Annotated in this window: 15 protein-coding genes and 2 tRNA genes; 9 read left to right on the top strand and 8 right to left on the bottom strand. The window is 60.5% G+C overall.

Annotated features, from left to right (window positions below):
- The first annotated feature begins 326 nt into the window (after positions 1–326).
- The 3 genes from HDE80_RS03875 (at position 327) to HDE80_RS03865 (ending at position 7,215) form a co-directional block, all read left to right on the top strand.
- Positions 327–5,273, top strand: a complete 4,947-nt coding sequence (locus HDE80_RS03875) for an NAD-glutamate dehydrogenase domain-containing protein (protein ID WP_184668074.1) — start codon at positions 327–329, stop codon at positions 5,271–5,273.
- Positions 5,274–5,396: 123 nt separating this feature from the next.
- Positions 5,397–6,170, top strand: coding sequence for an NAD kinase (locus HDE80_RS03870; protein ID WP_184668067.1), 774 nt, complete (start codon positions 5,397–5,399; stop codon positions 6,168–6,170).
- Positions 6,171–6,285: 115 nt separating this feature from the next.
- Positions 6,286–7,215: a 5'-nucleotidase gene (locus tag HDE80_RS03865; RefSeq protein ID WP_184668824.1), complete on the top strand. Its 930-nt coding sequence runs from the start codon at positions 6,286–6,288 to the stop codon at positions 7,213–7,215.
- Between the two features lie 19 nt (positions 7,216–7,234).
- Here the strand turns inward: HDE80_RS03865 and HDE80_RS03860 are convergent, their stop codons facing one another.
- Together HDE80_RS03860 and HDE80_RS03855 are read right to left on the bottom strand one after the other, a co-directional pair.
- A complete protein-coding gene (locus tag HDE80_RS03860; RefSeq protein ID WP_184604130.1) occupies positions 7,235–8,110 on the bottom strand; it encodes a DMT family transporter in 876 nt (291 codons plus the stop codon).
- Between the two features lie 134 nt (positions 8,111–8,244).
- Complete coding sequence (locus HDE80_RS03855) at positions 8,245–8,898, bottom strand: hypothetical protein (protein WP_221437414.1); 654 nt, start codon at positions 8,896–8,898, stop codon at positions 8,245–8,247.
- Between the two features lie 67 nt (positions 8,899–8,965).
- Between HDE80_RS03855 and HDE80_RS03850 the strand changes: the two genes are divergently transcribed.
- The 5 genes from HDE80_RS03850 to HDE80_RS03830 are packed head-to-tail and all read left to right on the top strand — an operon-like array spanning position 8,966 to position 14,118.
- Positions 8,966–10,135 carry an acyl-CoA dehydrogenase family protein gene (locus HDE80_RS03850; RefSeq protein ID WP_184603912.1) on the top strand — a complete coding sequence of 390 codons (1,170 nt, stop codon included), beginning with the start codon at positions 8,966–8,968 and terminating at the stop codon, positions 10,133–10,135.
- A 16-nt stretch (positions 10,136–10,151) separates the two neighbouring features.
- Positions 10,152–10,700: a GNAT family N-acetyltransferase gene (locus HDE80_RS03845; RefSeq protein ID WP_184668065.1), complete on the top strand. Its 549-nt coding sequence runs from the start codon at positions 10,152–10,154 to the stop codon at positions 10,698–10,700.
- Positions 10,697–11,197, top strand: coding sequence for a hypothetical protein (locus HDE80_RS03840; RefSeq protein WP_184668063.1), 501 nt, complete (start codon positions 10,697–10,699; stop codon positions 11,195–11,197). Before HDE80_RS03845 ends, HDE80_RS03840 begins: the two co-directional genes overlap by 4 nt.
- Positions 11,191–11,793, top strand: a complete 603-nt coding sequence (locus HDE80_RS03835) for a glutathione S-transferase family protein (RefSeq protein ID WP_184668061.1) — start codon at positions 11,191–11,193, stop codon at positions 11,791–11,793. Before HDE80_RS03840 ends, HDE80_RS03835 begins: the two co-directional genes overlap by 7 nt.
- Positions 11,794–11,832: 39 nt before the next feature.
- The gene (locus tag HDE80_RS03830; RefSeq protein ID WP_184668060.1) at positions 11,833–14,118 is read left to right on the top strand and encodes a thiamine pyrophosphate-dependent enzyme; all 2,286 of its coding nucleotides are present in this window, start codon (positions 11,833–11,835) and stop codon (positions 14,116–14,118) included.
- Between the two features lie 20 nt (positions 14,119–14,138).
- Here the strand turns inward: HDE80_RS03830 and HDE80_RS03825 are convergent, their stop codons facing one another.
- The 3 genes from HDE80_RS03825 to rnd form a co-directional block, all read right to left on the bottom strand.
- Entirely contained in the window at positions 14,139–15,806 is a 1,668-nt protein-coding gene (locus tag HDE80_RS03825; protein WP_184668820.1) for a diguanylate cyclase, read from the bottom strand.
- A 766-nt stretch (positions 15,807–16,572) separates the two neighbouring features.
- Positions 16,573–16,648, bottom strand: a tRNA-Ala gene (locus HDE80_RS03820).
- A 102-nt stretch (positions 16,649–16,750) separates the two neighbouring features.
- A complete protein-coding gene (rnd, locus tag HDE80_RS03815) occupies positions 16,751–17,866 on the bottom strand; it encodes a ribonuclease D (RefSeq protein ID WP_184603921.1) in 1,116 nt (371 codons plus the stop codon).
- A 100-nt stretch (positions 17,867–17,966) separates the two neighbouring features.
- Here rnd and HDE80_RS03810 point away from each other — a divergent pair, with 100 nt between their 5' ends.
- Positions 17,967–19,907 (top strand): formylglycine-generating enzyme family protein, encoded by a 1,941-nt coding sequence (locus HDE80_RS03810; RefSeq protein WP_184668053.1) that lies wholly within the window; start codon positions 17,967–17,969, stop codon positions 19,905–19,907.
- A 96-nt stretch (positions 19,908–20,003) separates the two neighbouring features.
- Here HDE80_RS03810 and HDE80_RS03805 read toward each other — a convergent pair whose 3' ends face one another.
- The 3 genes from HDE80_RS03805 to HDE80_RS03795 all read right to left on the bottom strand — a co-directional run bounded on the left by HDE80_RS03805 (position 20,004) and on the right by HDE80_RS03795 (position 22,937).
- Positions 20,004–21,653, bottom strand: a complete 1,650-nt coding sequence (locus tag HDE80_RS03805) for an FAD-dependent oxidoreductase (RefSeq protein ID WP_184668038.1) — start codon at positions 21,651–21,653, stop codon at positions 20,004–20,006.
- A 591-nt stretch (positions 21,654–22,244) separates the two neighbouring features.
- Positions 22,245–22,330 (bottom strand) — tRNA-Leu (locus tag HDE80_RS03800).
- A 25-nt stretch (positions 22,331–22,355) separates the two neighbouring features.
- Positions 22,356–22,937 (bottom strand): cysteine dioxygenase family protein, encoded by a 582-nt coding sequence (locus HDE80_RS03795; RefSeq protein ID WP_184603930.1) that lies wholly within the window; start codon positions 22,935–22,937, stop codon positions 22,356–22,358.
- Positions 22,938–23,045: the final 108 nt, after the last annotated feature.

Genomic DNA, 23,045 nt, shown 5'->3' with positions numbered 1-23,045 from the left:
GCCGTAGTACTGGATCATTACGCTCTCGTGGTCGGTGGCTGGCACGGCAGCGAAATGCAAGATGCATGTATCGCGTGACAGTTTGGCCATGCTCGACTATGCCGGGGCACCTCCCCTTGTCAGACGCCGCCATTACCGCGCGATGACGATAGTGACCGGCAAGCGGCGATCCGTCTGTTGCGATGCGCGTACGAGTGTGAACGTAGGGTCCATGCGTAGCAGCATGGTAGCCAAATGGATGGTGTCTGCTGTGGATTAGCCCCGGGTCGCGGCGTATCCTTTTGCGGCTAAGCCTTACCTTTGTATCCACTAGAACAGTAGATTCCATGAATGCCATTCGTGCAGCCAACGACATGCCCCTTCCGTCGGTCGTCCTCGACGCATTGAAACAACGCGGTCTGTCCGCTGACCGCCTGACGGAGGCGCGAGTTTTCTGCGACGCCTTTTTCGCCCGTGTCGCCAGTAGTGACATCGAACTGCACACGTCGGAGCAGTGGGCTGTATTGATCGCCAGCCTGCTGGATTTCGTGCAGCAAAGACCGCCGGGCCATGCACTGGTGCGCGTGATCAACCCCGAGCAGGGTTCCGCCGGTCGCAGCCTGCTGCAGATCGTCACCGACGACATGCCGTTTCTGATCGACACCACCAGCATGGTGCTATCGGACACTGTGCAGATTCACGCGGTGATCCACCCGGTTATCACGGTGGAGCGTGACGCGTCTGGCAAGCTGCTGCAGCTGTGTGATGAGGCAGATGCGGCGCCATCGCGCAAGCCCGAATCCGTGATGCATTTCGAGATCGACCGGGTTGCCGATGAAGCCGCGCAGGCGCAGTTGAAGGCGCATGTTGAAGCGGCGCTGGACGATGTGCGTTCGGTGGTGGGCGACTGGTCGGCGATGCGCGACATGGCGCTGGCTATTGCCACCGACCTGCCGCAGCGCAACTTGCCGCTGGATGCGGCCTCGGTCGAGGAGGCCAGCGAGTTTCTGCGCTGGATCGCCGATGACAATTTCACTTTCTTTGGTTATCGCGAATACGAAGTCGCCGATGCTGACGGCGAGCAGGAGCTGCGCTCTGTCGATGCTTCCGGCTTGGGTTTGCTGCACAAGAAAGAGCGCTCGATCGCACCGCGCTCGCTGCGTTCGCTGACTGCCGGCGAGCTGCCGCAGGCGGGTGCAACTGACGCCATCATTCTCACCAAGACCAATGCGCGTTCGCCGGTCCATCGTGCCGGCCATATGGATTACATCGGCGTGCTGAAGTTCGACGCTAACGGCCGCCCGGTGGCCGAGCAGCGTTTCCTTGGCCTGTTTTCGACCAACGCCTATATGGCACGGCCGCAGGATGTACCGCTGGTGCGCCAGAACGTCGAGGCGGTAATGACGCGCTCGGGGTTGAAGCGTGATTCCTACTCTGGCAAATCGCTGCGTCACGTGCTCGAAGCGCTGCCGCGCGAGGAGCTGTTCCAGAGTACGGAAGACGAGCTGTTTGAAACCGCGATGGGTATCCTGGAACTGAACCAGCGAGCGCGCACGCGGTTGTTCGTGCGCCGCGATCGCTACGGCCGGTTCTTCACCTGCCTGGTTTTCGTGCCGCGCGATCGCTTCAACACCGCGGTACGCGAGCGGATTGCAGCGCTACTGGACACGGCGCTGCACGGCGAGCGGAGCGAATCGACGGTGCTGTTGGGTGAGGCGGCACTGGCACAGCTGACGATCGTGGTGCGGCCGAAGATCGGCGATGAGTTCTCTTACGATCTGGCCGAGCTGGAGCAGAGCGTCGCCGGCATCGTGCGCAACTGGCACGACGAAGTGCGCGATGCACTGGTGCGATCGCGTGGCGATCATCAGGGCGTGGTACTGGCCAACCGCTACACGCGTTTGCTGCCGGCTGGGTACGTCGAAGACGTGACACCAAAGGTGGCTGCCGAAGATATCCATCAGCTGTCACTGCTGCAGGGTGACAACGTGCTGCGCATGTCGTTCTACCACCCGCCGCAGGCGCCGGAAACACTGCGCTTCAAGGTCTATCGCAGCGGTGGCGATATCGCGCTGTCCGAAGTGTTGCCGCAATTGGAGAACCTCGGCCTGCGTGTGCTGACCGAACACGTCTACGAAATTCCCTGCGATCCCGCACCGCTGTCGATCCAGGATTTCGAAGTGCAGCCGGCGGGCAAGCTCACTTTCACGGTCGAGCAGGTCGGTGCGTTGTTTGAGGATGCGTTCGAGCATATCTGGCGCGGCAATGCCGAGAACGACGGTTTCAACCGGCTGGTGCTCGGCGCCAAGCTGAGCTGGCGGCAGATCGCGATGCTGCGCGGTTATTGCAAATATCTGCTGCAGGCCGGCGTCGCGTTTTCGCAGCCGTATATGGAAGACACGCTCAATCAGTATCCGGCGATTGCCGGTTTGCTGGTTGAATTGTTCCTGGCCAAGTTCGATCCGCAGCGCGAAAGCCTGTCTGCCGAAGAACTGAAAGTCGCCAGCGACACGCTTGCCGTCGAAATGACCGCGCTGATTCCGCAGTCCGTGCAGGAATTGCACCCGACGCTGATCACTGATCTGGGTAACGCGCTGTTGCTGCCACGCGCCGAGCAGGTCAGTACGATCGAAAATGCCATTGGTGTGCTGCTGGAAAACGTGGCCAGCCTCGATGAGGACCGCATTCTGCGCAGCTTCGTGGCGGCAATCCATGCCACCTTGCGCACCAGCTTCTTCCAGCGTTGGGATGGCGCACACCGGGGTTACATCAGCTTCAAGCTGGACTCGCACAAGGTGCCCGAGTTGCCCAAGCCGGTGCCGTATCGCGAGATCTGGGTCTGTGCGCCACGCGTGGAAGGCATCCACCTGCGCTTCGGCGCGGTGGCGCGCGGCGGTCTGCGCTGGTCCGACCGTCGCGAGGATTTCCGCACCGAGGTGCTGGGCCTGGTCAAGGCGCAGATGGTCAAGAACACGGTGATCGTACCGGTCGGTTCCAAGGGAGGTTTCTTCGTCAAGAAGGCGCCAGTGGGTGGTGATCGTGATGCGCAGCTGGCCGAGGGTATCGCCTGCTATCGCCTGTTCATCAACGGCCTGCTCGACATCACCGACAATCTGGTCGAAGGCAAGGTGGTCAACCCGCACGATGTGGTGCGCCACGACGCGGATGACCCGTATCTGGTGGTGGCGGCCGACAAGGGCACGGCCACGTTCTCCGACATCGCCAATGCCATCTCGATCGAACACAACTACTGGCTGGGTGACGCGTTCGCCTCGGGCGGCTCGAACGGCTATGACCACAAGGGCATGGGCATCACCGCCAAGGGCGCATGGGAGTCGGTCAAGCGCCATTTCCGCTCGCTCGGCCGCGACTGCCAGACGCAGGACTTCACCTGTGTGGGTATCGGCGATATGTCGGGTGATGTGTTCGGCAACGGCATGCTGCTGTCACGGCATATCAAGCTGGTGGTGGCGTTCGATCATCGTCACATCTTCTTCGACCCGAATCCGAACATCGAGGCATCGTTCGTCGAACGCGAGCGCATGTTCAAGCTGCCGCGTTCGAGCTGGGACGATTACGACCGCTCGTTGATTTCCGCCGGTGGCGGTATCTACCCGCGCAGCGCGAAATCGATTCCGGTCACGCCGGAAGTGCGCGCCGTATTGGGCATCAAGGCTGACGTGACGCAGATGGCGCCGAGCGACCTGCTCAGTGCGATCCTCAAGGCGCCGGTCGATCTGTTGTGGAACGGCGGTATCGGCACTTACGTCAAGGCCAGTAGCGAGACGCATGCCGATGTGGGCGATCGTGCCAACAACGCACTGCGTGTCAACGGTGCCGAGCTGCGCTGCAAGGTCGTGGGTGAGGGCGGCAACCTGGGCATGACCCAGAAAGGTCGCATCGAGGCGGCGCAGCACGGCGTGCTGCTCAACACCGACTTCATCGACAACTCGGCCGGCGTGGATACCTCCGATCACGAGGTCAACATCAAGATTCTGCTTAACGACGCTGTGCAGCGTGGCGAGCTGAGCGAGGATGCGCGCAACAAACAGCTCGCGGCGATGACCGACGAGGTCGGCCAGCTGGTGCTGTTCGACAATTATCGGCAGAACCAGGCCATTACCCTGATGGAGCACCAGTCGGTGCGTCGCATCGGCTCGCTGGCGCATTTCATCCGCACGCTGGAGGCCGAAGGCCTACTCGACCGTCAGGTGGAAAATCTGCCCAGCGAAGCGGAGCTGACCGAGCGCAAGACGCGCGGCGTCGGCATGACCCGACCGGAGCTGTCGGTGCTGCTGTCCTACGACAAGATCAAGCTGTACCAGCAACTGCTCGATTCGGACGTGCCGGAAGATCCGTACCTGTCTAAAGAACTGGTGCGCTACTTCCCCGAGCCGCTGCATCAGAAGTACGCCGAGCACATGCAGCGCCATCGCCTGAAGCGCGAGATCATTGCCACCGCAGTGACCAACTCGACGCTCAACCGCATGGGCGCGACCTTCATGATGCGCATGCAGGAGGACACCGGCCAGCGGCCGGCAGCGATCGCCAAGGCTTACACCGCCGCCCGCGAGATTCTCGACGCGCGGGAACTCTGGGCGCAGATCGAAGCGCTCGACAGCCAGGTTGCCGAGAACACCCAGATCGACGCGGTAATGCAGATCTGGTCGCTGCTGCGCCATCTCACGCGCTGGTTGCTCAATCGTCCCGGCGGCACGCTGGACATTGCGGACAACGTGGAGCGCTATCAATCCAGTGTGTCGGCTCTGCGTGAGGCGTTGCCCGAAGTGCTGACGCCGACCGGGAAGGGCGACTTTTCCGGCAATCAGGAAAAGTGGGAAGGTCTGGGCTTGCCCGCCGAACTTGCGCTGCGCCTGGCACGCTTGCCGGTGCTGCGTGCAGCGCTGGATATGGCTGAAGTGGCGCAGCTCAGCGGCCGTCCGATTGCCAAGGTGGCCCAGGTGTTCTACGAGCTGGGCGAGGCGCTGGATCTCGAATGGCTGCGTGACCAGATCGAGGCGCTGCCGGTCGAAGGTCATTGGCATGCGCAGGCTCGCGGCTCGCTTCTGGATGAGCTCAACCATCAGCACCGTGCACTGGCCTCGCAGGTGCTGGCGCTGGCCAGCGATCGCACGGATGTCTCGCCGGTGCAGGCGTGGCTGCAGCGCGACAACGCCACGCTGCAGTACACCCGCAGCATGCTGGCGGAAATCCTCACCCAGAACGCCGATTACCCGATCGCCTCGGTCGCGGTGCGTCGTCTGGCCCAGCTGGCGCAGGTGCCGATCGGCTGATGGGTTTCAGTCGGTTGACCTGATGCGAAACGCATAGGTCAGCAGTGAAGGCGCAGGAGCCAGCATGGTCTTGCGCCTTCATGCTGTGTACTCTCCTCTCACTTGATTGCCGGGTGGATCCACATGCGCTTTGCCTTCGTCGCCAGCGATACCAGCATCGCCCAGCAGGCGCGACGCAAACTGGTGGACCGCTATGGCGATGTACCGCCGGAGCAGGCTGAACTGATCGTGGCGTTGGGCGGTGACGGTTTCATGCTGCGTACCCTGCACGATTGGCATGCGCTGGATGTGCCGGTGTATGGCATGAAGCTGGGTCGCGTCGGCTTTCTGATGAACAAGCACGTTGTCGATGACCTTCCTGGACGCGTCGAACGCGCGCACACTGCCTCGCTGTTTCCGCTGCAGATGCAGGTAACCGACGTCAGCGGCAAGGAATATTCGGCGCTGGCTTTCAACGAGGTCTCGCTGTTGCGCCAGACCAACCAGGCCACGCATCTGGAAGTAAAGCTCAACGGCATTGTGAAACTCGACACACTGGTCTGCGACGGCATTCTGGTTTCCACGCCGGCTGGTTCCACGGCTTATAACCTGTCCGCGCACGGACCGATTCTGCCGCTGGATGCGAACGTGCTGGCGCTCACACCGATAAGCCCGTTTCGCCCGCGTCGCTGGCGTGGTGCGATTCTTCCGCATCGCACGGAAGTGGTCCTCAGTGTGCTCGATCCGGACAAGCGTCCGGTCAGCGCCACGGCCGATTTCCATGAAGTGCGCAACGTACTCACGGTGGCCATCCGTCAATCGGGCGGCGAGGGCGTGCGGCTTCTGTTTGATCCCGAGCATAACCTTGAACAGCGAATTCTCGACGAACAGTTCGCGTCGGAACAACCCGCGGATTGAAGCGGCCGCACGCCAGATTGAGACATGCTAGATTGAAACCAGAGGGTCCACACCGGATCTCTGCGTGCAGCCCACCGTGAACGTGCCTCTCTTGCCAATCGATACTGCTGACTCTGTGGCTACGGGTGCCGATGCGCACGACGCCAGTGCCGCCGCCGACAATCGGCTGGTGGTGGCCATTTCTTCGCGCGCGCTGTTCGATCTCGGGGATAGTCATGCGTTGTTCGAGCGCGACGGTCTGGATGCCTACCGCAACTTCCAGATCGATCACGAGAACGAGATTCTGAAACCGGGTGTCGCCTTTCCGCTGGTGCAGAAGTTGCTCGGTCTCAACAAGCTGGCCGGTAACGTACCGCCGGTCGAGGTCATTCTACTGTCGCGCAATTCCGGCGACACCGGCCTGCGCATCTTCAACGCGATCCAGCATTACGGTTTGCAGATCAGCCGTGCGGCATTCACCAGCGGCGCGCCGACGTCCGATTACATCGCGCCGTTCAAGGCCGATCTTTTTCTTTCCGCCAATGCCGAAGACGTCGGTCGCGCGCTTGCCGCCGGTGTGGCAGCGGCGACCATCCTGCCCAGCACCGCGCCACCGCGCGCCTCCGAGCAGTTGCGCATCGCCTTCGACGGCGATGCAGTGATCTTCGGCGACGAGGGTGAGCGCGTATCGCGCGAGGAAGGGCTGGAGGCCTTCCATCGCAGCGAGACTGAGCACGCCGCCGAACCGCTGTCGGTCGGCCCATTCCAGGGCTTCCTCACGGCATTGCATCGCCTGCAGACCGCGTTCCCCGCCGAAGACTCGCCGATTCGTACCGCGTTGGTCACCGCGCGCTCCGCACCGGCACACAAACGGGTGATCCTCACCCTGCGTCGTTGGGGCGTGCGCATCGATGAGGCCCTGTTTCTCGGCGGCCGCGACAAGGGGCCGTTCCTGGATGCCTTTGGGGCCGACATCTTCTTCGACGACTCCCCGGCCAACGTGGAATCAGCGCGCAAGCACGTTGCTACTGGACATGTACCGCATGGTGTGAGTAATCGCGGCTGAGGCGTCGAGCTTGGCGGCCTCAGACCATCCTGGTCCGCTTCCACCAGCGCGTGACTTTGTATTCCCGCACAAATGTGAAAAGTCCCGAAGCCAGGATGATCACGATGCCGATCAGCATCGGCCAGTCCAGTGGATCGTTGAACAACAGGTAGCCGAATGCCACCGCCCACAGCATCTGGCTGTATTGAGTCGGCGCGACATGGTTGGCCGGTGCTTTTTGCGTAGCAAGCATCAGCAATACGGCGCCCAGTGCGGCGAGTAATCCATAACCGAGCAAGAGCAGCCACTGGTGCCACTGCGGCCAACGGAAGTCCCACAGCATGAGTATGCCGGTAAGCAGCAGCGGGCCGATCACGCCGGCGCCATAAAGCGTGATGCGCTTTTCCTGCGCGCCGGTCATGCGCAAGGCGATCATCGAGATCGCGCCGGACAGTCCGCAGACCAGTGCGGCAAGGTGACCGATGCCCAAGGCGCGAAAGCCCGGCCGCAGCACCACAAGCACACCGATAAACCCTGCGATCACCGCCGACCAGCGGCGCCAGCCGACATGCTCCTTGAGAAATATCACCGACAGGATGGTGACGAAGATCGGCATCAGGAAAATCAGTGCAAAGGCTTCGGCCATCGGCAGTGCGGTAAAGCTGATCACGGCGGCCGTACTGCCGATGGCACCGAAGATCGCACGCACCAGCCACAGGCTTGGTCGCTTGGCGATCAGCACTTCGCGCCAGCGATCACCTTTGCGTTTTATGAAGGGCAGTGCGGTCAGGCCGAGCAGGGCGCCGAAAAACACTGCCTCATACGACGGCAGCGAACCGCGCAGCATCTTCACGAACGCATCGCTGATGGCATACGCCGCGAACGCCATGAAACCTAGCAGCACACCTTTGTACATTTTTCGCAGCTTTTCGAAACTAGGGATAGCCACAGTATCCGTGTTTCCAAAGTTCGCCGCATGAAAGGTTTTCAGATTTCGGCCAACTGCACTGTTTACCGGCACACCAGCAAAAGCTGGCGTGCCGGTTTGGATCAGAGACAGTCGACCAATCCGTCGTAAATCGACTTGCTCGTTCCCGGCAGAATCGCGTGTATGGGATTGGTCACATTCAGTGCTGCGATGAGATCGGCTATACGTGTCTTCGGCGCCAGCGGGCTGCGGCAGCGCCAGTGCTGGTTGTCGACGAGGATGTTGCCGGTTTTCGCGTTCACTTCCGTATTGCTGGCGGCGAATACCCAGACGCAGCGCCCGATGACGCCGGTGTTTTTCTCCACTGAGCAGCGGTAATCGAGTGACTGGATGTTGCTGTAGTCGCCCTCGCAGAACGTGTCGCCGCAAACGTCGTCGAAGTTCTTCCTCAGTTGGCTGGTGGCGCTATACCACGCGTTGATATCCGCGTCGCTGGTCAGGTATTCGCTGATATCGACATACTCAGCGCTGCGGCTTGCGACAGCGGATTGGGCGGTTTGCGGCGCCGCGTTGGCGGCATGAGAGGTGAGGGCAAGCAGAACAATCAGCAGCCCGAAAAGGACAGTGCGCATGGAAAACTCCTCTAACGATGGGGTGTGGAAGCCTTGGTGGCTGCCGGTGGTGGCTTTGCAGAGCCGATCCGCCGACGTTTTCTTTTTAGAACGCTGACAGGACGCCGTGCAGCGGGCTTTACCGATACCTGCCGTCAGTGTCACTGCCGGTGACCCTCATCCTCGTCCCCGCTACACTAGGCGGATTGCCTGACCACTTTGGACCTTCACCATGGCTACGCGCCTCGATCCGCTCGATCTTTACGATGTCCGTTCACTGCTCACCGACGAGGAGCGCATGGTCCAGGACAGCGTTGGCCGTTTTGTCGATGAACGCGTGCTGCCGATCATCGGCGACTGCTTCGATCAGGCGCGTTTCCCGATAGAACTGATCCCGGAAATCGCCAGTCTCGGCCTGCTGGGCGCGACCATTCCCGAGGAATACGGCGGTGGCGGCATGAACAGTGTCAGTTACGGCCTGATCTGCCAGGAGCTCGAGCGCGGTGATTCGGGTCTGCGCAGCTTCGCCTCGGTGCAAAGCTCGCTGTGCATGTATCCGATCTTTGCTTACGGTAGTGAAGAGCAGAAGCGCCAGTACCTGCCGGGTATGGCGGCGGGCGAGATCATCGGTTGCTTCGGCCTGACCGAGCCGCACGGTGGCTCCGATCCGGCCAACATGAAAACGAACGCAAAAAAGGATGGCGGCGACTGGGTCATCAACGGCGCCAAGATGTGGATCACCAACGGCAACCTCGCGCATATCGCCATCGTCTGGGCGATGACCGAGGACGGTATTCAGGGTTTCGTCGTGCCCACCGATACGGCTGGCTTCAAGGCGCAGGAAATCCACAAGAAGATGAGTCTGCGCGCGTCGGTCACATCCGCGCTGTTCTTCGACAGCGTACGCGTGCCCGACAGCGCTCGCCTGCCTAACGTTAAGGGCCTGAAAGGTCCACTGGGTTGCCTGACGCAGGCGCGCTTCGGCATTACCTGGGGTCCGATCGGTGCCGCGCAGGCCTGCCTGAAGGAAGTGCTCGACTACACCGCCGAACGCATCCTGTTTGATCGTCCGCTATCGTCCAATCAGGCTGTGCAGTTGAAGATGGCCGACATGGCCCGCCGCATCACCACGGCGCAGCTGCTGTCGCTGCAGCTCGGCCGTCTGAAGGATGCCGGCAAGATGCAGCCGACTCAGGTGTCGCTGGCCAAGTGGAACAACTGCCGCATGGCGATCGATATCGCGCGCCAGTGCCGTGACATCCTTGGCGGTGCAGGTATCACCACCGAACATGGCGCGATCCGTCATGCGCTCAATCTGGAATCGGTGATCACCTACGAAGGCACCGAAACCGTGCACGAGCTGGTGGTTGGTCGTGAGCTCACTGGTATCAACGCATTCTGAAGCGGAGTACCGCGACATGGATCTCGATTCGCTGCGCATCGAAACGGATCGGCTGATTCTCCGCCCCATGCGGGCAGAGGATTTCGAAGGGTGGGCTGCGCTGATGGCTGATGACGAAGGTTCCCGGCATATCGGTGGTCCGCAATCACGTGCTGTGGCATGGCGTGGGTTTCTCAGCATGGCTGGCGCGTGGGCGATCCAGGGTTACGCGATGTTTTCGGTGATCGAGAAATCCACCGGTCACTGGATTGGTCGGCTCGGCCCGTGGCAGCCGGAAGGCTGGCCGGGTACGGAAGTGGGTTGGGGCCTGGTACGCGAAGCGTGGGGCAAGGGCTATGCGCCAGAAGGCGCTGTCGCTGCCATGGACTGGGCTTTCGACGTGCTGGGATGGGATGAGATCATCCACTGCATCGCGCCGGACAACCTCGCTTCGCAAGCAGTGGCACACAAGCTTGGTTCGCAGTTGCTGCGGCCTGGCCGCATGCCCGAGCCGTTTCAGGATCATCCCATCGAGATCTGGGGCCAGACACGCGAGCAATGGCGGAAACGCCGAGTCCGCGGGTGAATCAGTCCCTGCATGCTCAAACGCAGGCGGTCTTGCATGATGCACTCGTCATCGCACTGCCGGATTTGCAAAGTTGCTGCCGAGATCCATGGACCGTGATCGGCAGCGCTGCTGCATGGCTTGTCGGTGCCGAGGTCGTGGTGGTTGATCTGGATGTACTTACCAGTGTTCGTGATGCGGAAACATTGATCGAGCACTGGCAAGCCAATCGTGTCGGTGATTATGTGCCAGCTGGCGCAGACCGCTTTCGATCGCACTTTGCGCGCTTCGCATTTTCCGCCCTGCCGGTAGAGGTCATGGGTGGTCTTGAAGTGTTCGGCACCCATGGCTGGGAGCCATTGCAGATAGATCAAACCATTACGGTAGATTTTGCCGATCTGGCCATACCCGTTCCCATGATCGCGGAACAAATACGCGTGTTGAAGATCTTTGGTCGTCCCAAAGACCTGCAACGTGTGACCCTGCTGGAATCGATAAAAGGAAGCAAGCCATGCTGACCATCTACGGTATGCGTTCGTCCGGCAACTGCTACAAGCTGCAGATGCTATTGGACCAGCTCGGCCGCGCTTATCACTGGGTTGACGTGGATAGTGCTCATGGCGATACGCGCACGGCGGAGTACCTGGCCAAGAACCCCAATGGCAAGGTACCGCTACTGGAGTTGGACGATGGCCGTCGACTGGCCGAGTCCAATGCGATTCTCTGTTACCTCGCCGAAGGCACCGCGCTCTTGCCGGGCGATGCCTGGTTGCGTGCGCTGACCTTGCAATGGCTGTTTTTCGAGCAGTACAGCCACGAGCCATATATCGCGGTGGCACGCTTCATTTCGCTTTATCTGACCTCGGATCACCCGCGTCGTTCGGAATTGCCGCAACTGCATCAGCGCGGTGCGCAGGCGCTGGCCGTGATGGAGAAGCATCTGCACGAACACGAATGGTTCGTCGGCGACTGCTACAGCATTGCCGATATTGCGCTTTACGCGTATACCCACTGCGCCAGCGACGGTGGTTTCGATCTGGCCATCTATCCGGCTATTACGGCATGGCTGGCGCGCGTGAAAGCGCAGCCCGGTCATTCGCCATTGCAGCGCTGACCTTTTCGCAAACCCATTCATCATTCCGATATCGAGCTCATGTCCATTCCGTTCGCCATTGCCGCGCGTCACAAGGGTTTCAACCGAGCTGAGATCGTCGATCAGAACTTCATCGAGTTCGTACAGCTGTGGCAGGGCGAGGCGCATGACGTGCCGCGGGATGATCAGCCTGTACTGCCGGGCAGCGCGCTCGACGCCCGCGGCTTTCGCGAATTGCTCGAATCGCAGCTGATCAGCCGCCATCTGGACTTGATGGCGCGCGTGCTGCGCGTGCAGAACAAGGTGTTCTATACGATCGGTTCCAGCGGTCACGAAGGCAATGCCATGGTGGCGCGATTGACCCGGCATACCGACCCGGCGTTTCTGCACTATCGCTCGGGTGGTTTCATGGCCGAGCGCTTCCGCAAGTTGCCGGGCACTGATGGAAAACCACGTGACCCCGTGATGGATTCGGCGCTGAGCTTTGCGGCGAGCAAGGATGATCCGGCCTCGGGCGGCCGTCACAAGGTTTGGGGTAGCAAGCCGCTGTGGGTGTTGCCGCAGACGTCGACCATCGCCTCGCACCTGCCCAAGGCACTGGGTACCGCGGTAGCGATCGAGCAGGCGCGGCGCATCGGCCATACCTTGCCGATTCCCGAGGACAGCATCACCGTTTGCTCGTTCGGCGATGCATCGAGCAATCACGCTACGGCGCAGACCGCGTTCAACACGGCAGCGTGGACGGCATACCAGAAGCTGCCGGCGCCGGTGCTTTTCGTTTGCGAGGACAACGGCATCGGCATCTCGGTGAAAACGCCGACCGGCTGGGTCGCCAGCAATTTTCAGCAGCGCTCCAATCTCGATTATTTCTTTGCCGACGGACTGGATCTGGCGGAGGGCTATGCACAAGTGCGGCGCGCGGTGGAGCATTGCCGCGGCACACGTCGCCCGACGTTTCTGCACCTGAAGACGACGCGCGTGATGGGACACGCCGGCACCGATTTCGAGATTGAGTGGCGCAGCATCGAGGAGCTGGTCAGTGTGGAATCCACCGACCCACTGCTGCGTTCGGCGGGTATCGCGCTGGAGTCCGGCCTTTACAGCAAGGACGCGCTGCTCAATCTCTATGAAAGCACCCGCAAGCGCTGTTTCGCGGCGGCCGAAGATGCCGACTTGCGCCCGCGCCTCACTTCGCTGATCGACGTAATGAAGCCGCTGGCACCATACACGCCCGAAGCGGTGAAGGCCGAAGCCACGCGCGCTGATCACGTCGACAAGCGCCTTGCCGTATTCGGCAGTGAAGCAAAGCTGCCAGAGAACCAACCGCCGCGTCATCTGGCCATCCAGATCAATCAGGCGCTGCATGACCTGCTGGCCAAGTATCCGCAGTCGCTGTTGTTTGGCGAGGATGTGGCGCAGAAGGGTGGCGTCTACACCGTGACCAAGGGATTGAACAAGGTTTTCAAGGGCAGTCGCGTGTTCAACACGCTGCTCGACGAAACGATGATTCTCGGTCTGGCCCAGGGCTACGCCAATATGGGCATGCTGCCACTGCCGGAAATCCAGTATCTGGCGTATTTCCACAACGCCTGCGATCAGATTCGTGGCGAAGCGGCATCGCTGCAGTTTTTCTCCAACGATCAGTACCGCAATCCGATGGTGATGCGTGTGGCCTCACTGGGTTACCAGAAAGGCTTTGGCGGACACTTTCACAACGACAACTCGATTACCGCCTTGCGCGATATTCCGGGGCTGGTGGTCGGTTGCTCCAGTCGCGGCGACGATGCGGCGACGATGCTGCGTACGATGATGGCCCTGGCGAAAGTTGACGGTCGCGTCTGCGCGTTCCTCGAACCCATCGCGCTGTACATGACCAAGGATTTGTACGAAGCCGGTGATGGCCAGTGGCAGTTCGCGTATCCCGCGCTCGATCAGGCGATGACCTTGGGTGAGGGGCGTGTCTACAACGAGTCGGCCAACGACCTGGTGATCTTCACCTTTGGTAATGGCGTACCGATGGCGTTGCGGTCCGCCAAAACCATCGAGGCAAATCACTGCTGGAAGGTTCGCGTGGTCGACCTGCGCTGGCTGGCGCCACTCAATAATGCGTTTATCGCAGCTCAAGCCAAGACGGCCAAACGCATTCTCGTGCTCGATGAGGGGCGGCGCAGCGCAGGCGTTGGCGAAGGCGTGATCACGGCTATCGTGGAAGGTGGCAGCGGCGCCACGCCGATGCATCGTGTGGTGGGCGCCGACACCTTCACGCCGTTGGCGGGGGCGGCCTTGCTGGTGTTGCCGGGCGAAGCTGAAATAGTTGCAGCCGCACAGCAGCTGGCCTCGCAATAGCGCTCGCTGCAATGCCGAACTCAGATATCCCTGCGGCGCTTTTCAACAACGTGCAAGCCGGAAGACGTAGATGTTGCCGATGACTTGATGCCACTATAAAGACTGACCTGATTTCTACCGCCGAGTTTGGCGGTGTACATGGCCTGATCGGCACGTTCCGCCAGTGATTCCACGTCGTCGTCGTCCCGGCGCATGGCCACACCGATGCTGATGCTCAACATAACGTTCTCGTTGACCGGAATTTCCAGTCGATGCACGCGGCGGCATAGGCGAGTTGCCACGTGCATTGCGTGTTCTTCGGTGGTGCCATCAATCAGTGCGACGAATTCTTCGCCGCCGTAGCGACCGAAGATGTCGGTCGGTCGCAGCTCGGCACTCAGCGCTCTGGAAACGGCCACCAGCGCACGATCTCCGGCGTTATGGCCCTGGCAGTCGTTCAGCAGCTTGAAGTGATCAAGGTCGAGAAACAGCAGGGCAACCGGGCGTGGCTCGCCCGAGCTCAGAATAATGTTGGCTCGCTCGCTCCATGCTCGGCGATTCAAGGTATTGGTCAGCGCATCGTGATCAGCCAGCACACGCACGAGGTCGCGATCCTGGCGTAGCCTCAGCGCCCGATCTGCGAGGCCCAGCGACAGCACGATGGCTTCAAATGCACCGCCGGCCAGGCTGGCGTCGTTGAGCCAATCCAGACTGGGCAGGGCGCCGTTGGCCTGGGCACTGGTCATGGCGTTGAGCAACAGCAATGGCGTCCAGCCGAGCAGGAAAAACCACGCTTGTCGCGAACCTCGTATACCGGCCGCGATGGCCGACAGCAGGAGCAGCACTGCGCCGATCATCAGCAGTGGGTTGAGCAGGATCTGCGCCGTGTCGGTGAGCAATGCGATCTGGCTGCAGCGCATCATCACCAGCAGGCTCATGCCGACGGCCAGCGCGATAACCGGTACGCGCAGGAGTGGCGCGCGGGTACGCAGTTCACAAAACCGCATCATGAACAACGAGGCAAATGCTACCGATAGTGCGACGGCGATCGAACCGCTCGTCATGCCCATGCCGGACAACCATTCCCATTCGAGCGGGTGGAAAAGGAAGCCGGTCTGCACGCCCTGGATGAACGTGTAACAGAGGATAAAGCCGGCATACCAGGCAAACGTGATGTCGCGCAGCATCAGGGCAAAACACAGGGCCATCAGCACCATCGCCAGCATGATGGCAAAGCAGGCGCTGGCGAAAACCAGCCACTGTGCATCCTGCTGCAGATACTCGTTCCATGGCTGTATTTCAAAGCGTACCGGTGCGCTCAAGGTGACGGACGGTTCGAACTTCAGCAGGATAGGCACCGAAGCGGCCTGGCTCAGCGGCACGCGCCAGGCCAGCCGGCCATGACCATGCGCGGAAACCTTGAAATCGTCCAGAGCCAGTGCCGTGGTCTGGTCTTGCTCGTACACCGTCACCGTATCGAACGGCGGCGGATAAATCGTCAATACACGTTCGTTGTTATCCCAGGGCGGCTTTGGCACGATGACCACCCAACTTCCGAGTGCGCTGACCTGAAATCGCTGAAGAATCGATGGGTCAAAGCCTTTGAGCTGACCGTCGAGGTATTCCTGCATTACCGTTTGCGGCGTATCTGTTGAGAGAGCGGGACGCCATGCACCGTTGAGCTGCGCGGATGCGTGAACGGAGCCCATCCACACCAGGCAAAGCACGAAACCAGCCCAGAGTCGTTGATAGCGACCTGATGCCGTTAATGTGATCCACCTCTCCACTTATCTTGTCTTCCTTATGCAAGGATCTAACAGAAGAAAATTCAATTTTTCATCTATTTGAATAGCGAAACCTCGTCTACAACTTGATAGATCGTTATTCGTAGACATAGCCAATAGACGGCTATTTCCCGCAGTCCCATTGCCGCTTCAATGACAGCCCCAATCTCAAGACGTCAGACAACAGCGAGCCAGTTTAGGCATTTGCTGCCAAGGCTCGGTGAACGTCATATCTCATGGCGCCAGAAGTCGATTCGTGCCCCATTTGTAGCTTGACTTCGATCATATCCAAGTGGCTGTTCAAATGGCATCGCAGCACGATACGTGCCAGTGACTCAAATGGGTCATTGGCATGGATTGGTCGGTGTTATACGGTTGTCACGGTCGTTTGCGACCCCGGATAAGAGCTTCACAAGGCAAGCTTCGAGCAGCTAAACCCGACGTGGAGTGTCACTAAATACGCAAGATGACGATGCCGTGTTGATCGTTATGCGGAATGGGCGTGTACCTGAACATGTGCCGTCATCCCACCCGCGTAGCCACCTGTATACACATCGGTCGTGCGCACGATGTTGCCGGGAAAATGCGTATCGGCCGGGCAGGCGTAGTGAAGCGTCTTCGTTAATCCGAGCCAAGAAGCAAAACAGCGCATCACACCGCAGGGTGTAATACGCTGCTTTCCCGGGGTAATTGGTGGAGCGGATGGGGATCGAACCCACGACCTCTGCATTGCGAACGCAGCGCTCTCCCAGCTGAGCTACCGCCCCACTTGAGTCAAGGATGTTAGCAGCGCGTGGCGGGATTCGCCAAGGCCCTGCCGGGCTCGCCATGTGCCGCCTTTCGAGCCGATAGGGGGTGGATATCAAGATCTAGTTGGGCAAAAGGTTGCTGAGGCGGTCGTGCAACACGTCGCGGCGCCAGCCGTCGAGAAATTCCGGCCACTCGGTGGTGACGACGTATTCCTCCAATACTTTTCGCGGGCACAACAAACCGGGCGGCAGATCAAGCTCACCGGCGAGGGTGTCAACGCTGTCCTTCATGGCGCCGAGCGCCTTTTTCGCTTCGCCTTGCGGATGGCCAGGAATACTGGCGGTCGCGGTTATTTCTTCGGTGCTGACTGCCGGCACGAGCAGATCGAACAGCTCGCTGCGCTGGGCGGATCGCAACGCACGCTGGCCGCGGCTGCGCTGATCGAGTTCACTCGGGCTACCGGGTGGATGCTGGGCCAAGGTCAGGGCAAGTGTATCGTCCAGCAGCCACGGGCGAGGCACGTCGAGCTGGCGTGCGCTGCGGTCGCGCCATAGCAGCAGCCGACGTAGCAATGCCTGCTGGGGGGGCGTCCAGTCGGCGGCGCCGCGCATGGCGCGCTGGGGTTGCGGATCGCCAGCGCGCTGGCTGGCACGACGCTTCAGCCGCTCGCAATCTTCAGCGTGCCACGCACTGCGGTCGCGCTGGTGTAGCCGGTCGCTGAGCTGCTCGTGGATGGTTTTCAGATACACCACATCCAATGCGGCGTAGCTGGTTTGCGACGCTGTCAGCGGGCGCTGCATCCAGTCCGAACGCGTCTCGCCCTTGTCCAGTTCCACGCCGGCCAGCTCGGCGACCAGCGCCCGGTAGCTGATACCCAGGCCCATGCCGACAAAGGCCGCCGCGATTTGCGTATCGAACAAGATCTTCGGGCCGTTCGGCAGCATCGGCGACAGCGTTTCCAGATCCTCGCTGGCGCTATGCATGATGGTGACGGCTGCACCGTCGCCGAGCAGCGGCTGCAGCGCGCCGCCGATCTCGAAGGCGAGCGGATCGATCAGCGCGTGACGGCCGTTCCAACCCAGCTGCAGCAGCGCCAGTTGCGGATAAAACGTATTGCGGCGCATGAACTCGGTATCGAGGCCGATCGCCGCGTCATCAGGTATGCCGGCCAGCCACGACTGCAGCGCATCGCGATTATCAATCCAGTCGGCGCTGGCGGTGTCGGGCAGTGACATCAAACTTCCTTTGAAAGCGCCGGGCATGCATTGCCCTGGCGGCGGTTTGTACTTATGGTGGGCAGCGCACGATAACAGGCCACTCTCAGGACGCCCATCCATGCCGAGCAATGCAATTCTGCGCAATCAGCGCGCGCTTGGCGGAGCGGCGGGCATCATTGTGCTGGGATTTGCGTTGACGTATCACTTTTTCCCGCGCCTGCTGCATGTCGATCCCACGCAGGCGCCGCGCCGATCGATGTCGATGGGTGAGGCCGTGCCGGGCAGAGATATCGCGCCAACGGACATCCCAGCGATCGCCGAGGTCAACGCCGGGCCACCGCTGACACTCGCCTCCACCAGTGTGATTGTTGCGCACAGTAAAAAGAAGGCCGACCTGCCCGAACAGCTGAGTGCCGATCCGCCGGCCGTTCAAGACTTGCTGACGCGTGCCGCCAAGGCACTGCAGGCCGGTCAGGTGGCCGGTGACAAGAACAGTGCCGCTACGTTGTTCGCGCAAGCGCTGAAAGCCAAGCCGGACAGTCGCCGTGCCGCGCAGGGGCTGTTCGATGTGAAGGCACGACTCGTCGCGGACATCGATCAGGATATTGCCGTGGGCGATGCCGATGCAGCGAAAGATCAGCTCGATGCGCTACGTACACTGCCCAATGCGGCTGAGGATGTCGCACTGCTGTCTGCCAACCTGAAAACCCTGACCAAGGTGCGGCCGATGCTGGCCAAAGGCGCAGCCTTGCTGGCGCAGGGCAAGGCCGATCAACCGGTCGACGGCAGCGCGCTGGATATGTATCGGCAGGTGCAGAAGCTGGATCCGCAAAACGCGGTGGCTGAGCAGGGCATCATGCAGGTGCAGCGCGCGGTGCTCGATCGCGCGCTGGCCGGTCTGGCCCAGAGCAATTTCGTCGATGCGGACCGGGCGCTTGCCGAAGCGCAGGCGATCCGTCCCGGTTCGCAACAGATGCAGGATGTGAGCAAGCGTGTCGACGACATGCGCCAGCAGCGTGCCAGCGGTGTGCTGGCACAGGCGCACTCGGCGCTGGACGGCGGCAATCTTGCGTTGGCCAGCAAGCTCGCGACGCAGGCACAGCAGATCAACCCGAACCTGAGCGGCCTGACTGAGTTCGAGAATCAGCTGACCAATGCGCGGCTCTACGCCGGTTACAAACCCGGTCAGGTGTTCAGCGATGGCTACGTCGATATGCCGGGCAAATCGCCGGCGATGCTGGTGGTTCCCACCGGCAGTTTCCAGATGGGTGCGCCGGACAATCAGGATGGTTACAGCCAGAACCAAAAGCCGCAACACCCAGTCACCCTCGACAAGGGTTTTGCGATGGCACGCAGCGCCATCACTGTCGGACAGTTCCGCGAGTTTGTGCGCAACAGCGGTTACGTGCCTGACTCGATAAAGTTGGGCGGCGCCAGCATCTACGACGAGCGCAGCGGTGCTATGCATGATGACGAGCGTGCCAGCTGGCAGGACGATTACGTCGGCAACAAGGCCGCAGACGATCTGCCCGTGATCAATATTTCGTGGAACGACGCCAAGGCCTACGCTGACTGGCTCAGCCAGCGCACCGGAAAAATCTACCGGCTTCCGAATGAGTCCGAATTCGAATACGCGCTGCGTGGTGGTACCAGCACGCGCTACTGGTGGGGCGACGGCACACCGACCAAACTGGTGGAAAACCTCACCGGCTCCGGCGACCGTTCGCGCAACGGCCGTCATTGGAGCAACGCTTTTCGCGGCTATCGCGATGGCTACTGGGGTCCGGCGCCGGTGATGCACTTTGCGTCCAACCCATTCGGTCTTTACGACATCGATGGCAACGTCTCGGAGTGGGTGCAGGACTGCTGGCACGAAAGTTACGTGCGATCGCCCAATGACGGCAGCGCGTGGCTTAACCCTGGTTGCAGTGCGCACGTGGTGCGCGGCGGCTCGTGGGGCAGTTCACCGGATCAGGTGAATTCGGCCTATCGTCAAGGTACCGATGGCAGCGTACGCAGTGGCCGGATCGGGTTTCGCGTGGTGCGCGAACTGCAGTAGCCACCGACGCTACGGATAGACGGCACAAATCGAGGTCGTGTTCGACCTCTGCACTGCCGCTTGCGTCGGGCGCTACATAGGTGCCGTAACTGCCAGCTACTGAGCAGTTGTGTTCGGGATGTCCAGCACGGCATGCTCGGTTTTCAGCTGCGCCTGCATGGCTGCCAGCGGAATTTGGTAAACGGTAGTATCCCCATGCACGGCAAACGTCGCCGCAAGACCTGCAGCGTGGCCGACGATCATGTACTGGGGTTCCATGCGTAACGAAGCATAGGCGACATGGCTGGCCGACAAACACACTGTGACCAGCAGGTTGTCGGTTTCGCTCGGCATGGGTAACAGGCTCCGGTACGGAATCTGATACGCCTTGACCGGCACGTACGTGCCGCCCTCGTTCTGCACTAGGCCATTGGAGAGTGGGATGCGCTCCACGTTATGCATATCCATGGCGTAGGAACCTAGGCCTATCGCATCTGTTTTGCTTCGATCAATTACCGGATCGTTTTCAAGATCGCGCTCGGTCAGGATATATTCGCCCAACATGCGTCGCGATTCGCGTACGTAGAGTTGCCATGGCCAGCCGTGATTGGCGATAAATTCATCTTTGGCCAAGCCGTAGCTGTTGACTTCATTGCGCAGCGAAACGGGTACGCTCGGATCGTGACCGAGAAAATAAAAGAAACCCGCCTCATAATCGTAATGCGCTTGCCAGATCGTGGCACGTTGCGCCGCGTTAGCCGCCGGATAGCGCCAACTTGAGCCAAGGTCATCGGTGGAAATCGCACCCAAGTCGTTGACGTCGAATTTGTCGTTCGGCAGCGCTCCCAGGCTGACTAATTCACCCAAATCAGGTGCGTGGCCATGGGCAACCGTTAGTGCTTCGAGTTGGCGTGCCAGCAGTGCATAATCGGCCGGCTGGTAGTTTACGGGCTTGGGAAACGGCAGCTTGTTGTCGTCGCGCTGAGTGATACAAAGACGGAATCCGTAAGCCTGGATCTTGCCGTCGAAATCTCCCAGCTTTTCGTCCGGACTGGACTGTACTCCCGGCAACAAGGTGCCATTCGCGGCATAGGGCGAGACCTGCGTGGTGAAGTTATCCCGGCTCGGCCCGGATTGATCAGCTACGCGGTAACCGGCCAAGCCCTCGCCATATTTGTTCTCGCTCTCGCGACCCCAGGTGTAGGACACGCCGGATGCACCCATCAGTGTGCCTTCGTAGGTCGCATCGATAAACACCTTTGCCCGGAACAACTGATTGTCGGCAGTAGCCAAGGCGAGGATGGTCTGGCCCTGTTTCTGCACGCCCCCTTGTTCCAGGATGGGTTTGTTCATGTAGATATCGACATGCGCGTCGCGCAGCATCTGGTCGAACACTGCCGAAGCCACATGTGGCTCGAAATTCCATTCGATTGGCCGGCCATAACGAGCGCCGACGCGCTCGAAGAATTCGCGGGCGATACCACCGATCACGATCTTGTTGCCAGTATCGGTACGGCTCAGGCCACCTGCCATCATGCCGCCTATGTGCGCGCCTGGCTCGATTATCGCGACATGCAGATCATGGCGCGCGGCCTCCACGGCCGCGCTGATGCCCGATGGGGTGGCACCATAAACGACCAGATCGTATTGATGGGCGTATACATGTGGTTGCACCTGAGCCATCGCCATACTGCTGGTGCCTGCGAGCAGCAGTGCCGCGGGCAGCTGAAAATTTTTGAACCAATGATTCAATCGAGAATTACGCATGCGGATGTTCTTCGTCTGGATGCTCAGTGGCAGGAGCCGAGGCTTCCTTTTTCTGGTGCAGTGGCTGACCCGAGGCTTGACAGTGGGTTCGCAACGGCGCGTTGGGAACGAGAGATCGAGAATGCCATCGCTGGCTGGCAGACAAGTATGGGATCAACTCTGTTACAGAATTGGACAGCCCACCTTTCGATGTTCTTTCGCTATATGCCAAATAGTCAGGGGCTGTTCCGTTTCACCGATCGTGAAACGGAACGCTATTCACACGATTCCCGTCCAACGGTACCAAAACCGAGCGTCCGTTCTGACTTAAGTCCGCGACCTAGCGTGGCCCTGCAATCGGCAGCTTCAGCACAATCGTCCTGTCCCGCAATCGTTTCGAAGTGACCCTGAGGTGCGATAGCGACCGGGCAATGCGTTGCATTCAACGCAGACGCCAATTGCCCCTTAACTGTGGCGTTGCTCGATCAAGCGTCGAGCTACAAATGGGCTGGACCCGATGTTGATGTTGGCGCTGCTGGCATGAAAAAGCCCGCTGTTATGCGGGCTTGGGGTGTTTCATGGGTCTCGCTGATACTGCTTGAAACCCTGATCTGGTACCGGTGATAGGACTCGAACCTACACGACATCGCTGCCAGCGGATTTTGAGTCCGCCGCGTCTACCATTCCGCCACACCGGCAGATCAGCTGCACATTATGCCGGGATCAGTGGATTTGGTCGAGCCCCAGCTGACGTTCGTCGCGGTGATACCAGCCATCGTCAGGCAATGGCTGGAACACGGCGCAGCGGGTCATGCGGCCGGAGTAGATATGCAGGCTCACCGCGATGGAGTCGTCGCTCGGGTTGCGGATAGTGTGGTACTCGTGCGGCGGTATCAAGCTGCCGGCCGAACCTGGACCGGCCTGAATCGAACCGACGGGGCGGAAGTGATAGCGAGCATCCTCGTTTTCCATCCGTTCGTATTGAACCACTTCAAGCGCGCCGTTCCACACGCCTTCCACGCACCACATCCCGTCATGATCGTGGATCAACGTGCCCTGGCCCGGGCCCCAGGTCATCGCGACGACGCAGTAGCCATGGTCTTCGCTGCAATACAGCTCGCGCCGGGCATAGTGACCTTCGTTGGCTTCGAACACGCAGGCGGGGAGTTTGACCTCGTTACTACGGATCAGCTTGCACAGGCTGTTGCGCAGGCTATCGGTAATGGCGGGGGTGGAATGCTTGCTCACGGCTTCGTCGATCGTATCGATGAGCGTGCGGCTACCGGGGAAATCGAGTGTGAGCATGGTGGGCTCCGTAAATCAGGTGAAGCGAGAAGACGTTGCGTCGCTTTGGATTATAGGCGATGCGGTCGCCGGTGGCGGGAGAAAATAAAATGCCAGTCATGCTGAGGC

Origin of the sequence: Rhodanobacter sp. A1T4 (assembly GCF_014207185.1) — a bacterium.
Lineage (GTDB): Bacteria > Pseudomonadota > Gammaproteobacteria > Xanthomonadales > Rhodanobacteraceae > Rhodanobacter.
This window is presented reverse-complemented; position numbering and strand designations above follow the sequence as displayed.